13 protein-coding genes and 1 pseudogene are annotated in these 14,972 nt (G+C 55.4%); 6 read left to right on the top strand and 8 right to left on the bottom strand.

Annotated features, from left to right (window positions below; genetic code table 11):
• Positions 1-80 precede the first annotated feature (80 nt).
• The 3 genes from OGM67_01125 to OGM67_01135 form a co-directional block, all read right to left on the bottom strand.
• The gene (locus tag OGM67_01125) at positions 81-458 is read right to left on the bottom strand and encodes an SdpI family protein (protein ID UYJ34974.1); all 378 of its coding nucleotides are present in this window, start codon (positions 456-458) and stop codon (positions 81-83) included.
• A gap of 129 nt (positions 459-587) precedes the next feature.
• Positions 588-1,253 (bottom strand): SdpI family protein, encoded by a 666-nt coding sequence (locus tag OGM67_01130; protein ID UYJ34975.1) that lies wholly within the window; start codon positions 1,251-1,253, stop codon positions 588-590.
• Positions 1,240-1,521 carry an autorepressor SdpR family transcription factor gene (locus OGM67_01135; GenBank protein ID UYJ34976.1) on the bottom strand — a complete coding sequence of 94 codons (282 nt, stop codon included), beginning with the start codon at positions 1,519-1,521 and terminating at the stop codon, positions 1,240-1,242. Before OGM67_01135 ends, OGM67_01130 begins: the two co-directional genes overlap by 14 nt.
• A gap of 551 nt (positions 1,522-2,072) precedes the next feature.
• Here OGM67_01135 and clpB point away from each other — a divergent pair.
• Complete coding sequence (gene clpB / locus OGM67_01140) at positions 2,073-4,685, top strand: ATP-dependent chaperone ClpB (protein UYJ34977.1); 2,613 nt, start codon at positions 2,073-2,075, stop codon at positions 4,683-4,685.
• 181 nt (positions 4,686-4,866) lie between these two features.
• Here clpB and OGM67_01145 read toward each other — a convergent pair.
• The 4 genes and pseudogenes from OGM67_01145 to OGM67_01160 form a co-directional block, all read right to left on the bottom strand.
• Positions 4,867-5,061 (bottom strand): annotated as a pseudogene (locus tag OGM67_01145) (hypothetical protein).
• Between the two features lie 111 nt (positions 5,062-5,172).
• Entirely contained in the window at positions 5,173-5,760 is a 588-nt protein-coding gene (locus tag OGM67_01150; GenBank protein ID UYJ34978.1) for a DUF2812 domain-containing protein, read from the bottom strand.
• Positions 5,757-6,080, bottom strand: a complete 324-nt coding sequence (locus tag OGM67_01155) for a PadR family transcriptional regulator (GenBank protein ID UYJ34979.1) — start codon at positions 6,078-6,080, stop codon at positions 5,757-5,759. Before OGM67_01155 ends, OGM67_01150 begins: the two co-directional genes overlap by 4 nt.
• Before the next feature lie 259 nt (positions 6,081-6,339).
• On the bottom strand, positions 6,340-6,897 hold the full coding sequence (locus OGM67_01160; protein ID UYJ34980.1) for a manganese efflux pump MntP family protein: 558 nt from the start codon (positions 6,895-6,897) through the stop codon (positions 6,340-6,342).
• Positions 6,898-7,368: 471 nt separating this feature from the next.
• Between OGM67_01160 and OGM67_01165 the strand changes: the two genes are divergently transcribed.
• From OGM67_01165 to OGM67_01175, 3 genes are all read left to right on the top strand, one after another.
• Entirely contained in the window at positions 7,369-8,184 is an 816-nt protein-coding gene (locus OGM67_01165; protein ID UYJ34981.1) for a Cof-type HAD-IIB family hydrolase, read from the top strand.
• 3 nt (positions 8,185-8,187) lie between these two features.
• Entirely contained in the window at positions 8,188-9,147 is a 960-nt protein-coding gene (locus tag OGM67_01170; protein UYJ34982.1) for an exonuclease domain-containing protein, read from the top strand.
• A gap of 133 nt (positions 9,148-9,280) precedes the next feature.
• Entirely contained in the window at positions 9,281-10,141 is an 861-nt protein-coding gene (locus OGM67_01175; protein ID UYJ34983.1) for a LysR family transcriptional regulator, read from the top strand.
• Positions 10,142-10,354: 213 nt separating this feature from the next.
• Here the strand turns inward: OGM67_01175 and OGM67_01180 are convergent, their stop codons facing one another.
• Positions 10,355-11,194, bottom strand: a complete 840-nt coding sequence (locus tag OGM67_01180) for a DegV family protein (protein UYJ34984.1) — start codon at positions 11,192-11,194, stop codon at positions 10,355-10,357.
• 378 nt (positions 11,195-11,572) lie between these two features.
• Here OGM67_01180 and OGM67_01185 point away from each other — a divergent pair, with 378 nt between their 5' ends.
• Positions 11,573-12,583 (top strand): GDSL-type esterase/lipase family protein, encoded by a 1,011-nt coding sequence (locus OGM67_01185; GenBank protein UYJ34985.1) that lies wholly within the window; start codon positions 11,573-11,575, stop codon positions 12,581-12,583.
• Positions 12,584-12,832: 249 nt separating this feature from the next.
• On the top strand, positions 12,833-14,917 hold the full coding sequence (gene glgB, locus OGM67_01190) for a 1,4-alpha-glucan branching protein GlgB (GenBank protein ID UYJ34986.1): 2,085 nt from the start codon (positions 12,833-12,835) through the stop codon (positions 14,915-14,917).
• Positions 14,918-14,972: the final 55 nt, after the last annotated feature.

A 14,972-nucleotide genomic window follows, 5' to 3' on the forward strand; every position in this document is an offset into this window, starting at 1 on the left:
GGGATTCATCCCTCCCGTGCACCTGCCCATAGCTGCAACATTCTCCGGGCAACATCTATACCGCCCATGCAAACGGGGAGTTATTTACGCGTTCCGTCGTCATTAAAATGCTTTTTCAAGGCTTTTTCTGTCGGGTAAATTGATGCAACCATAACAAAACATTGAATTGCCACAAGAATCAGCCCTGCAATTCCAATCGTATTCTCATCACTATGGTATAACGGAATATGTATCAAAGCGGATGCTATAGTCGTTACCCATCCTACTTTCCACCAAAGTTTTCCGCAGTAGTCGTGGGCAAATTTCCAAGTGTCCATATTTTTCATGGAGCGAGTTGTCCTATACCCAACCAGACTATTTATATGCTTTGGGCAGTGTTTCCACATCATTCTTCCTACAATAACCATAACAATGGGAACTAGCATATCACATAGTAACATAAACCACCAAAACCACATAAAATTCACCTCCACTTTAAGCAGGATGTAGGGGCCGCACATGTGCGGCCCGCAACCAGACGGGAAACGCCCTTTTGCGGGAAAGCCGCGGGCCGGGCATGCCCGGCCCCTACACGGCGTTTTTAGAAATCACTTCATCTTCCCGATATACACCAGATACGAATACAAATAGATCCATGCGCTGCCGCCGAAAACGGCGACAAGCAGCAGAATCATGCACCCGGCGTCACCCAGCAGACCGCCCAGAAAAGCGATCACCAAAAGCGAGATGCCCATGATAACAAAGGTATACCCGCCCATGCGCTGGGTACGCTGCCAGTTGTGCTCATCGTTCAGCGCCCACGGCGTGCGGCAGCCAAAGGTGTAGTTCTGCTTGACCTGCGGCATAAAATTCCCCAAAATAATGAACAGCACGCCGATGCCGCCGCAGACCAGAATGCTGACAATGTTGCTGTTGTCCGGCAGCTTGCCGAACACAGCCAGTTCACTCAGCCAGCTGAACATGGCCATCATCACGGTGAACAGCACCACAAACAGGTTCCACACCTTGCCGAATTTCTCAAAATTCTGGTGCTTGGGGTCGACTTTGCGGATGACCTCAAACATAATAAGCATTGCAAACGGAAGAGCGGCCAAAATCAAAATGGTGGATTTCGGCCCCCAGCCGTTGACCTGTCCGCTTGCGCCCCAGTGGGTGGGCACAATGTCCGGCAGGGAAGGGTAGAAGTACAGGTGCGCGGCAAAATTCAGCGCGCAGCCTACGGTTAAGATCCAAAACAGCTTATTCTTTTTCATCGTTGTGCCCTCCTACAAGGCCGCAGTCGTAAAACCACTTCATCAATTCCTGAAACACGGTCAGATTCACGCTGTACACGATGTTCTGGCCGCGCCGCTCATCGGTGATAAGCTCGGCACTCTTTAAAATGTTCAGGTGGTGGCTGACAGACGGTTTCGTCATCTCAAAATGTGCGGCGATCTCCCCGGCAGTCAGATCGCCCTGTGCCAGCAATTCTAAAATGCGCCGCCGTGTCGGGTCGGCCAGCGCCTTAAAAGCGTCTCCCATGCAGGCTGACATCCTCCTTTACCATATGTAGGGGCGGGGCTCTGCTCCGCCCGTGCCCGCTCTCGTGGTGAGAACTTTGCGGGTCGATGCCGAGCATCGACCCCTACGCCGTAGGGGCGGATTCCATATCCGCCCGGGAACATAGTGGTGGCTGCGGCTTTTCCGGGCGGAGCAGAGCCCCGCCCCTACGGTGCAATCACCCATAACAAATAGATAATTAGATAACCGTCTAACTATCCATACCCCTACTATACGCTAAGCGCCTGCCCTTGTCAATAGATATTTAGAAAAATATCTAACTATCTGCCGCCCTCCGCCTTCTTCTACGATTTATACCGACGATTTTTCTTGCAATTTCACAATTTGTTTTCAATTTCCCTATTGACACGGTATGGGAATGTGCTACAATATTAGCAGTCGGATAGATAGAGTGCTAAAAACAAACGAGCTTCCAGAAAATGGCTCAAAGGCACTGAAAGTACAAACGAATTAGCAATCTAAATATCTGACTGCCAAGCAATGCGATATCTGCAATGAAGGAGGTACGCACTATGAATATCGAACAAATGACACAAAAGACCCGTGAGGCTCTGCAGGCTGCACAGCGCATCGCGGTGGAATATTCCAACAACGCGGTGGAGCAGGAACATCTGCTCGCCGCGCTGGCCCAGCAGCAGGACGGGCTAATCCCGCAGATGCTGCAGACCCTCGGCGTGGACGCCAATGCCTTTGCACAGGCGGCTTTGCAGAAGGTGGAGGCACTGCCCCGTGTGACCGGCTCCGGTCGTGACCCGGAGAAGATTTATATCTCGAGCGATCTTGACCGCGCCCTCAACGCAGCGGAACAACAGGCCAAGCAGATGAAGGATGAATACATCAGCGTAGAGCATGTGTTCCTTGGTGTTTTGCAGCGTCCCGGTAAGGCTGCTAATGAAATTTTCAAGATGTTCGGCATTACGACTGAGAAATTTATGCAGCAGCTCAGTGCGGTACGCGGCAACCAGCGTGTGACGAGTGATAACCCGGAGGACACCTATAACGCCCTGAAAAAGTACGGGCAGGATCTTGTCGAGATGGCCCGCGCCAACAAGCTGGACCCTGTCATCGGCCGTGATTCGGAAATCCGCAACGTTATCCGTATCCTTTCCCGTAAGCGCAAGAACAACCCTGTGCTGATCGGTGAGGCCGGTGTCGGCAAGACTGCCATCGCCGAGGGCCTTGCCCAGCGTATCGTGCGCGGTGATGTGCCCGAAAATCTGAAGGACCGTACCGTGTTCAGTCTGGATATGGGTGCGCTGGTCGCGGGTGCCAAATACCGCGGCGAGTTTGAGGAACGCTTAAAGAGCGTCTTGAACGAGGTCAAGAAGTCCGAGGGCAAGATCATCCTCTTTATTGATGAGCTGCACACCATCGTCGGTGCCGGCAAAACTGATGGCGCGATGGATGCCGGCAACCTGCTCAAGCCGATGCTGGCCCGCGGCGAGCTGCACTGCATTGGTGCGACTACGCTTGATGAGTACCGCGAATATATCGAGAAGGACCCCGCGCTGGAACGCCGTTTCCAGCCTGTCATGGTCAACGAACCGACCGTCGAGGACACCATCTCGATCCTGCGTGGTCTGAAGGAACGGTATGAGGTCTACCACGGCGTCAAAATTCAGGACGCTGCGCTCATCGCCGCCGCGACCCTGTCCGACCGCTATATTACCGACCGTTTCCTGCCCGACAAGGCCATTGACCTTGTGGATGAAGCCTGCGCCATGGTCAAGACGGAGCTGGATTCGATGCCTGCGGAACTCGATGAAATGAACCACCGCATCACCCAGCTGCAGATCGAGGAGGCCTCCTTAAAGAAGGAAACCGATGAACTGTCCAAGCAGCGTCTGGCCACTCTTGAAAAAGAGATGGCTGAACTGCGCGACAGCTTCAACAGCAAGAAGGCCCAGTGGGAAAACGAGAAGAACGCCGTGAACAAGGTGCAGAGCCTGCGTGCCGAGGTGGAGTCCACCAAGGCTGAAATCGAAAAGGCTACCCGCACCGGTGATTACGCCAAGGCCGGCGAGCTGCAATACGGCAAGCTGCCCACCCTGCAGAAGCAGCTGGAAGAGGAAGAAAAAATCGCCGAGGCGAAGAAGGAATCCAGCCTGCTGCGTGACCGTGTGACGGATGATGAGATCGCCCGCATTGTGGCCCGCTGGACCGGTATCCCGGTCTCCAAGTTGGTCGAGGGCGAGCGCGAAAAGCTGCTGCGCCTGCCGGACACGCTGCATCAGCGGGTCATCGGTCAGGACGAGGCCGTGCAGAAGGTCGCGGACGCGATCCTGCGCTCCCGCGCCGGTATCGCCAACCCCAACCGCCCGATCGGCAGCTTCCTGTTCCTTGGCCCCACGGGTGTCGGCAAGACCGAGCTGGCCAAGGCGCTGGCGCAGGCCCTGTTTGACGATGAGAAGAACATGGTCCGTATCGACATGACCGAGTATATGGAGAAATTCAGCGTATCTCGTCTGATCGGTGCGCCTCCGGGATATGTCGGCTATGAGGAGGGCGGCCAGCTGACCGAGGCTGTGCGCCGCCATCCCTACAGTGTTGTGCTTTTCGATGAGGTCGAAAAGGCGCATCCCGATGTCTTTAACATCCTGCTGCAGGTGCTGGATGACGGCCGCATTACCGACAGTCAGGGCCGCACGGTGGACTTCAAGAACACGGTTATCATCCTTACCTCCAACCTCGGCTCCGACCTGATTCTGGAGGATCTTGAAAAGAGCCGTGCGATGGGCAAGAATGAGCTGTCCGATGAGGCTAAGAACGCCATCGACCAGCTGCTCAAGCGGCAGTTCCGTCCCGAGTTCCTCAACCGTCTGGATGACATCGTATACTACAAGAGCCTGACGAAGCAGGAAATCGGCTCCATCGTGGATTTGATGCTGGCTGACCTGCGCCGCCGTCTGGCCGACAAGCAGCTGGAGTTGGTCGTCACCGATGCGGCGAAGAACGCCATCATTGACGGCGGCTATGACCCGATCTACGGTGCCCGCCCGCTGAAGCGGTATATTCAGGCCCATGTCGAGACGATGATCGCCAAGGAGATCATCGGCGGCTCCCATGCGGCAGGGGATACCCTGACTGTGGACGCAGATGCCGAGGGCAAGCTTGTACTGCGTTGAAGCCGACAGGCTGTAGGGGCGGATGCTTGCATCGACCCGCACAATAAATAACGCTCCGGGCTGTGTGGAGTTCCATACAGCCCGGAGCGTTTTACTGTTGTGTGATAAAGAAGTAATAGAAGTGTAAAAAAATTGCTGTTCCTATCCGTCACTTAGCTCTTGTGTTGGATAGGTCGGGCGGTTATTCGGGCAAGTCCACCTTGTCAACAAAAGAATAATAAATCTCAAGGTCCTGTCTGCGGGCCTTGTTCTCGTCATAACTGCACTTATGCACAACGGTATTGGTCGCCCACTTACACTCATAGCCGGGGTGGTAGCGGCGGGTGCTGCCTGTCCTGCGGTATTCCAGCGTCCCCGGCGTGGGGATTTTGTGCTGTCAGCCTCTTGATTACCGAACAGCAAAGACGGGCAAGGCTGTCAACGGCGGCGCATTTGCACCGTTCATCTTGACCGTTGACAGGCTCAGCTGGGTTTGCTATTTATTTCCTCACCATTCCTGTGTCTTGGCTTCCTTCCGACTTTTCATTATCTGTATTTGATATATACTGCCAGGAATTATAGAAACCAACGCAAAAATACCAAAGATTATTGATTGCATTGCAACTGCGAATAGTGCAAACATGAGCAGTAGAAATAGCCACAGATTGCGTAAGTTGCGATAATATTTTTCTTTATCGTCATAAGAGGTATGGAGTTCAAAAGGCTTTCCATCATTTGTTTTTTCTACAATCAATATTTCTCGATTAAAAGTTGTTGTGTTTGTCGCAATACGACCGCCCCTTTCTGCCCATGGGCGCCAACGAACTTTTCCAACAGAATAGTTTAGATTGATATTTTTGAAAAACACCTGATATCCCATATCCTTCAAAAAGTTAGCATAGTCTATTGAACTCTCTTTTGATTTTTCTCCAATAAACTCTACGCAATAGATCACTTCATCGGGCTTGCATTTTTCAAATTCGTATAACAGTTTTCCTGTCCGAACAAGTCGATAACCCTTTTCAGACATTTTGTTTAGCCATTTTTCCTGCGTATTTAGCAATCCGCCAAAAAAACGATAACATTTTTTACTCATACTGCACCTCCAATAATTTCACTTGCAACACTTACAAGTTCATTTAGTCTTGCAAGCTCTTTTTCTGCAATTTCTTTTCCCTGTGCTGTAATGTGGTATTCTTTTTTTCTTCCCTCACTATCTCCATAAGGTTCAATCCACTTCTTGTCCTGCAAAGAGTTTAATGCTCCATATAAAGTGCCTGCTCCTAACGAAAGCCGCCCGCCCGTTTTTTCTTCAACAAACTGCATAACGGCGTATCCGTGTTTTGGTGTATAAAGAGAGAGTAAAATATAAAAGGTCACTTCTGTAAGTGCGCCACTTTTTGCATTGTCTCTCATAGTCCAACCTCCGTATTACGGTTACTGTAATAAATATATCACTAACCGTAATATGAGTCAAGCAGGTTCAAGGAAATTATTTAAGGGGCATGAAAATGGAGCAGCAACATTTTCGTGTTGCTGCTCCACTTTCATACAGAATAGAGGGGTTCGTTGTTCTCATTTTGTGTTGTTGCTTTTTTACCGTATATGAGCGTTTTTGTTTGGGTATGCAGCACGGCAGACAGGCGTTTACGCTAAGGCTGCAGGGGCGCCGGTTTTACAGTACCCCCAGCCCGGTCAGCAGCGTTTTGATGCCGATCAAAATCAGAACGATACCGCCGATGCGCTCAGCGGGGGCGCGGTATTTGTCACCGAACATCGCGCCCACCTTGACGCCGACAGCGGACAGCAGGCAGGTGATGATGCCGATAAGCCCGGCAGCAGGCAGGATATCCACCTGCATGGCGGCAAAGCTGACGCCGACAGCAAAGGCGTCAATGCTGGTGGCAATCGCCAGCGGCAGCATCGCCTTGGCGGAATAGTCGTCGTCCAGCTGCTCATCTCCGGCAAAGCTCTCCTTGACCATGTTGGCACCGATGAGCGCCAGCAGCACGAAGGCGATCCAGGGGCCGAATTTCGTCAGCACCACGGCAAAGTGGTCGCCCAGAAAATACCCCAGCGTGGGCATCAGGAACTGAAAGCCGCCAAACCAAAGCCCGCAGGTCAGGGCGTGGGTAAGGTTCACCCTGCGGACAGACAGCCCCTTGCAGATCGAAACGGCAAATGCGTCCATCGAGAGGCTGACGGCAATCAGGATCAGGTCAAACAAAGTCATAATTTTTTCCTCCGTTTTCAGGGAATAAAAAAAGACTTATCTGCCCCGTTTGCGGGCAGATAAGTCTCGTCTTTTAAAGTAAAGCCAGAGCCGCAAGGCTCATTGTGTTGGCAGAACTGCGCGGCGGCTGCTCCACCCCGCGCTGACTACTCCCTTATTGCTTTCAGCAGTGTACCATAGCCGGGAATGTTTGTCAATGCGTTAGAAATAGCTAATTCTTGCGGACTGATGAGGGGCAACCTTACCGTTATAGCTCATTTGTGTTTGACTGCGGTAAAGTTGCCCCTCATCCGGCCCTGCGGGGCCACCTTCAGTCTACGCGCTAAGAGCCGCCTACGGCGGTTGCGCTCCGACACGCGCCTGCGGGCGCAGCCCCTCGGGGGAAGGCAAGGAACTTTAACCATCTTGCATATTCCACCATTTTAGAGTACAATATACACAAATCTGCAATCTGCATCCGGGGGAATCACCATGCAATATAAAATCCTGGCACTGGACCTTGACGGCACACTGACCAACACGGATAAAATCATCACACCGCGCACCAAAGCGGCCCTGCAGGCGGCAGCGCAAAGGGGTGTCTGTATCGTGCTGGCCAGCGGCCGTCCCACGGTCGGCATTGAGCCGCTGGCTAAGGAGCTGGAGCTGGAAAAATACGGCGGCTGTATCCTGAGCTACAACGGCGGTAAGATCATCGACTGCAAGACCGGGGAAACGCTTGTACAGTATGCCTTCCCGGCACAGCTCATCGAGCCGGTCTGCACCTTCAGCCGGTATTGGAATGTCGTGCCGCTGACCTATGACCGAAACGGCATCGTGACCGAGGACCCCGCCAGCCCCTATGTGCAGGAGGAGGCTCGCATCAATCGTATTCCCGTGCGGCAGGTCGAGAACCTCCCCGCTGAGGTGACCTACCCCATCAACAAGCTGCTGCTGACCGGTGACCCGGCGGATATGCCCCATGTCGAGGAGCTGATGCAGCAGGAATTTGCCGGCAAGCTGTCCATCTGCCGCAGCCAGCCTTTCTTTATTGAAACAATGCCGCTGGGTGTGGGCAAGGATACCTCGCTGGAGATTCTGCTGCGTGCCAAGGGGCTGACCCCCGCCAACCTGATGGCCTGCGGTGACGGCTGGAATGATTTGCCTATGATCCGTCTGGCGGGTCTGGGCGTGGCCATGGGCAATGCACAGGCCCCGGTCAAGGCCGCAGCAGACTGGCTGACCGCCGACAACGACCATGACGGCGTGGGCCTTGTGGTCGAGAAGTTTATTTTAGAGGAGAACTGACCTGTGAATCTGATCGTTTTCGACTTGGAATGGAACATCGGCTATCAGCCGAAAACCTTCCTCTATCACGGTGCAGAGCTGACGCTGCGCGGTGAAATCATTCAGATTGGTGCGGTCCGCATCAATGCACGCGGCGATGTACTGGATACCTTTGAGGTCAACCTCAGGCCGCGCATCTTCCGCAAGCTGCAGCACCATATCGCCAAGGTTACCGGCCTTTCCCAAGGGGATCTGGACGCGGGGCTGCCGATGCGGGAGGGCCTGCAGAAATTCCTTGACTGGGCCGGGCCGGACGCCGAGCTGGCCGAGTGGGGGCTTGATGATGTGCCGGTGCTGAAGCAGAATCTCTTTCTGGTCGGGCTGGACGAAAACTGGCCGGACCGCTGGTATGATCTGCAGCGGATCTTTCTGCAGGCCTACCCCCGCAGGGAGGGCGAGGGCCTGACGCTGGAAAGCGTGGTTGACCGGCTGGGCATCCCCAAGGAGGAGCCTTTCCACAATGCGCTCGATGATGCGCTGTACACGGCCAAGATCTGCCGCAAGCTGCCGTTGGCCGAGGGACTTGCCACCTACCCGACGGAGGAGGAGCTGCTGACCGAGGCGCTGCTCGGCAGTGAAAAGACAGGCTGTGATGTGCAGCTGTTCATGAACCGGCTGGAGCATGATGACTACCGCAATCTGCCGGAGCTGTACAAGGTAAACTGCCCCGAGTGCGGCGCACCGCTGACGAATGACGAGGTATGGCTCAAGCGCGGCAACACGGGGTATTTCACCCGCAGCAGCTGCCCCTACTGCGGGCACTGGTATCTGCGCTTCAAGCTGAGCCGCCGTGACGGCCTGCATTGGAGTTTCGGCCGCTGTCTGGATGCTGCCACCCCGGAGTATGATGCCAAATGGGATAAGCAGAAGGCCGCCCTGCTGGAGCGCACAAAGCGCAAGCAGGAACGGGAAAACCGCACATAACACAGAGAAGGCTTCCCTGCGGGGAGCCTTTTTTGCTTTCCGGCTTGACAAAAGCGGGAAACTGCACTATGATTGATGAAAACGGAACATGGCTTTTACAAGATTGCAACTAAAGCAACATATGAGGTGCAGAATGGACACAGAACGCTGGCAGATCTTATTGAAGGCAATCGACCGCGGCAGCCTGCGCGCTGCAGCGGAGGAGATGGGCTTTACCGTCTCCGGCATCAGCCGCAGCGTGGCAACGCTGGAGAAGGAACTTGGTTTTTCATTGCTCTACCGCGCCAAAAGCGGCGTGCAGCCCACCGAGGAGTGCCGCCAGCTGCTGCCGTCCGTGCGTGAGCTGCTCTTTGCGCAGGAGCGTCTGGAGCAGATTGCGGCCAAGGTGCGCGGCGCGGATTGCGGCACGATTGTCATCGGCACGGCATACAACTGTTATTATGAGTGGGTCACCCAGATGATGGCGGCCTTCCGAACCCGGCATCCCGGCGTGGTCATCAAGATCGTGAACGGCACCAGCAGCGAACTGGCTGAGATGCTGCTCGATCACCGCACCGACTTCTGCCTGATCAGTCACCGTGACGATCTGCCGGTCTGGCTGCCCATCCGGCAGGATGAGCTGATGGTTCTGCTGCCCAAGAGCCACCCGCTGGCCGCGCAGGAGGCTATCCCGGTAGAGAACCTGAAAACCGAGCCCTTCATCGAGAGCTACCCCGGCATGGAGACGGACATCACCCTGATTTTCGATAAGATCAAGGCGCGCCCCGATGCCCGGTATTCCACAATGGATATTACGGCCACCTACGCCATGGTCTCGGCGGGTCTGGGCATCAGCGTCAACAATGCCATCAACCACCAGCCGGGCTACCCCGGCGTGGTCGAACGCCCGATGGCACCCCACCAGATGATGGAAATCGGCCTTGCCTGCGGGGAAAATCTCGCCCCCGCTGCGCAGGCGTTCCTGGATTTCGTGAAGGAGCGGCTGCCGGAATAAGAATGCCTTCCCCCGCGGGCGGTGGAAGGTGGCCGAGGCCCCGCCTGAGGCCGGATGAGGGGGCGGGTATATGTTATATCCCGCCAACGGATGATGGCCGTACACCTGCCCCTCATCAGTCAGCGGTCAGGGCCGCTGACAGCTTCCCCCAAGGGGGAAGCCAACAAAACAAAAATCGCCGTGCAAATCCATGCACGGCGGTATATTTTTGCCTCAATACGTGATAATGATGCCCTGATCCTGTGCGTAGAAGCTGCACAGACCGGAGCAGGGGACAATGCGCACCGGCGCGCCGGGCCACTTGGCCTCGATGCCGTGGTGCAGCAGCTGGGCGGCGGTCTGGTTCCCGCACTCGCTGATCAATACCGGGTGTACGCCGTCATAGCCGTCCTCGACCATCTGCTCAAGGATCTTTGCCAGCACGCGGGTCTCGCCGCGGGTCTTGAAATAGAAGTCAATGCGCCCTTCGGATGTGCGGCGGCCCAGCACGCGCATATTCAGGCGGCCCGCAATAAAGCCGACCACTTTGCTGACGCGGCCGTTTTTGGCCAGATTGTCAAAGCTGGCCAGAGCAAACAGGATATGGGTGCTTTCGGCAAACTTCTGCAGCGCAAAGCAGATGTCCTCAAAGGTCTGGTTTTCGCCGATCAGCTTGTTGGCAAGCTCGGCAGCACCGGCCAGCGCGCCGGAGCAGCTCAGTGTATCCAGCACGAAGATATTTTTCTCAGGATGCTCCTCCAGCACCATCTCACGCGCTGCAATGGCGGCGTTGTAGCTGCCGGACAGGTTGCTGCTGATCGTGAAGGCAAAGACATTGTCCGCCAGCAGGAAATACTCGGCCCATTCCTCCGGGCTGGGGCAGGCGGTGGTGCTGGCACCGTTGTAGTCGGTCATGGCCTGCAGCATCTGCCGGGTGTTCAGCGTGGGCAGGTCGACATATTCCCGCTCGCCAACGCGAATCTTAAACGGTGCAAGGGCAAACTGCACACCGGGTGCAGGGTTTTGCAGCTCGCGGATCTCACAGGAGCTGTCGCATACGATCATCCATGCCATGGGGCAGGACCTCCGTTCTGTGACTGATGGTCACGCATACTCTTACTTATATTATAGGGGCAGCACGGGGGTGCGTCAAGCTTATTTTTGCTACGGCAACACCGCACAATTCCCGCCTGACGGCTTAAGCACCGCTCCGGCGGCTGCGGCATGGCATCTGCGTTGCCAAAATGCTCGATAAGACATCCAGTATTATCTGCGCTTTTGGCTTAGCAGCTGCCGCACCTCGCTCGCCGTATCGGCACTTGGAATTATGCGGTATTGCCCTACAATTCCGGTTTACAAATTTGTAAAACATTTTCGCGGCTCTTGTGTGCGGGGACTTTGTGGCGTATAATAACAGTGTATTGTTTTCAGGAAAAGAGAAGCGAGGCTTTTATGGCTGATTTTTATACCTACCGCAGTGAGGTTGCCGGCAAGCGGCGCAAGCGGAAATTGTTTTTGGCCCTGATCGTGCTTCTGGCGCTGCTCTGCGCCGGGGCCGGGTTTTACTGGTTCCGTGACAACGGCACCCCTGCACCGCAGGAGGCAGACAGCGCCGCGGCACAGCCGACTGCAACGGCGGAATCTACGATGGCCCCTACGGCCGCACCGACCCAGCAGCCCATCGCCGAGCCGCAGCGCCTTGTGCAGAGCGTGGATACCGCCGTGTGGGACAAGTCCGAGCCGGTCGCCCAGACCATAGATACGGAGTTTCTGAACACCGACCACCGGATGGTGGCGGTCCCGATGCTGGGCACGGTGACGAAGGACTACTTCAACACCGTGACCTTTGCGGGGGACAGCATTGCCTCCGGCCTCGGCATCTATGACACAGGCTACCACAATGCGCACTATGCGACCTATGTCAGCGCGGGCGTGCAGACCTTTGTCAACAATGTCAGCGTCAAGAACGCTGTCACCGGCGCGACCGAGACCCCGATGGAGACCATTGCGGCCAGCCAGCCGGACTATCTGTATATTCTGGTCGGCACCAACAATCTGGTTGTGCAGGGCAGTGAGGACAGCTTCATTGCCTACTATGAGCGTCTGATTGACATGCTGCGCGAGCAGCTCAACCCCGGCGTCATCCTTTATATCCAGGCCATCCCCGGCGTGCAGGAGACGGTCGTAGCTTCCAAGCCGGGGCTGGACAACCAGCGCATCGCCACCGTCAACGATCTGCTGGCCAATATGGCGCTGCGCAAGGGCTGTTACTATGTTAATATCCGGGAGACCCTGACTAACACGGCGGACGGCAGCCAGATCGATGACTATGCCACCAAGGACGGCGTGCATTTCAATGCGGCGGGCTATCATGCATGGGCCGAGTATCTGGCCACCCATACCGTCTGGAACCGCCGCAGCGTGTACAGCGGCGAGAACCCTTATTATATCTACGGCGCATAAAGAAGTATTTTGTACAAATCCCCTGCAGGGTGTAAAAAACACCCTGCAGGGGAATTTTTTGTACAGTCGTACGAAAAACACCTCGATATATGTCGAACTTGTACAAAACGAACAGGCAACATACGAAAATTTTAGCGGAATATTACACAAAAACCCTTGAAATTCCCGCATGAAACATGTAATATAGATACAGAGATCATACAAAGTCGGTGCATTGTACCCGGTACAGCACCGCCAAAAGGGGAGATTATGTTGAAACAGCGCAAAGAAACGCCAAAAAGCTCCGATCTGCCCATTTATCTGTTCAAACAGGGCAACAATCAGGAGGCTTACCGCTACTTTGGCGCCCATCTGTGTGAGCAGAACGGGGAGGCCGGCGTGGTGTTCCGCGTCTGGGCACCGCATGCCAAGGCCGTTTCCATTGTGGGCGACTTCAACAGCTGGACGCCCGGCGAGCATCCGATGGAGATGGTAACGGACGGCATCTGGGAGCGCTTTGTACCCGGCATCAAGCAGTTTGATGTTTACAAATACTGCATCACCACCCCGGCGGATGAGCTGGTCTATAAGGCTGATCCGTATGCCTTCCATACCGAGACCCGCCCCTCCAACGGCAGCAAGGTTTATGACATTGAGGGCTATGAGTGGGGTGATGCCGCCTGGATCAAGGATGAGCAAAAGCGGGATGTGATCAACAGCCCGATGTCCATCTATGAGCTGCAGGTCGGCAGCTGGAAGATGAAGGACCCCGAGAACGGCGTCCCGTACAACTATGCCGAGCTGGCCGAGGAGCTGATCCCGTACATCAAGGAGATGGGCTACACCCATGTGGAGCTGCTGCCCATCACCGAATATCCGTTTGACGGCAGCTGGGGCTATCAGGTCACGGGCTATTTTGCGCCCACCAGCCGGTACGGCACCCCCAAGGATTTCATGACTCTGGTGGATAAGCTGCATCAGGCGGACATCGGCGTCATTCTGGACTGGGTCCCTGCCCACTTCCCGAAGGACGGCTACGGCCTGTACATGTTTGACGGCGCCCCCTGCTATGAGGACCCCAACCCCCGCCGCGGCGAGCACAAGGAATGGGGCACGATGGTCTTTAACTACGGCATGAAGGAGGTCGAAAGCTTCCTGATCTCCAGTGCCATGTTCTGGGTGGATCGCTACCATGTGGACGGTCTGCGCGTGGACGCCGTGGCCAGCATGCTCTATCTCGACTACAACCGCAAGGACGGCGAGTGGGAGCAGAATGTCAAGGGCGGCAAGGAAAATCTGGAGGCCATCGCCTTCCTGCAAAAGCTGAATACAGCCATTCTGGGCCGGTATCCCCATAAAATGATGATTGCCGAGGAATCCACGGCATGGCCGCTGGTCACAAAGCCGGCTGCCGATGGGGGATTGGGCTTCAACTTCAAGTGGAACATGGGCTGGATGAACGACATGCTCAGCTACATGAAGACCGACCCGCTCTTCCGCGCGGGCAACCACGGCAAGGTCACCTTCAGCTTCTTCTATGCCTTCAGCGAGAATTTTGTGCTGCCCATCAGCCATGATGAGGTCGTACACGGCAAGTGCAGCCTTTTGAACAAGATGCCCGGCGATTATGAGGAAAAGTTCGCAAACCTGCGCACCTTCTTCGGCTATATGATGGCCCACCCCGGCAAGAAGCTGCTCTTTATGGGGCAGGATTTCGGCCAGTTCATCGAGTGGGACGAGAAAAAGCAGCTGGATTGGATGCTGCTGGGCTATGACAAGCACCGCGAACTGCAGGGCTATGTCAAGGATCTGAACCACTTCTACCGCGAAACGCCCGCCCTGTGGCAGGTGGATTACAGCTGGGAGGGCTTCCAGTGGATCGTGCCGGATGACAGCAAGCAGAGTGTGATAGCCTTCCTGCGCCGTGATGCGGCAGGGAAGATGCTCCTTGTTGTCTGCAACTTCAACCCCGTGCTGCGCAAGGATTACCAGATGGGCGTGCCGAACCCCGGCAGCTACAAGGAAATCCTCAACTCCGATGACAAGAAGTACGGCGGCTCCGGTGTCACCAACGGCACGGTCAAGAGCGAGAAGGGCCCGATGCACGGCTTTGACCAGCATATTTCGCTGACACTGCCGCCGATGTCCACCCTCTACCTCAGTGTACCCGCAGCCCGCAAGCCGCGGACCAAGAAGGCGGATGCTGCTGACAAAAAGGCGGCAGAGCCGACAAAGCCCGCTGCCAAAAAGGCAACGAAAGCCACTGCAAAGGCCGCTGCCCCTGCAGCACCGGCCAAGACGGAGGCAGCCCCCAAACGCCGGGGACGCCCGCCCAAAGCCAAAACGACGGTATGACCGCCTTTGGATAAAAAGCATCACCGCAAAATCCCTGCCCTGCGGGCATAAGCAT

It is taken from the genome of Oscillospiraceae bacterium, assembly GCA_025757985.1.
Lineage (GTDB): Bacteria > Bacillota > Clostridia > Oscillospirales > Ruminococcaceae > Gemmiger.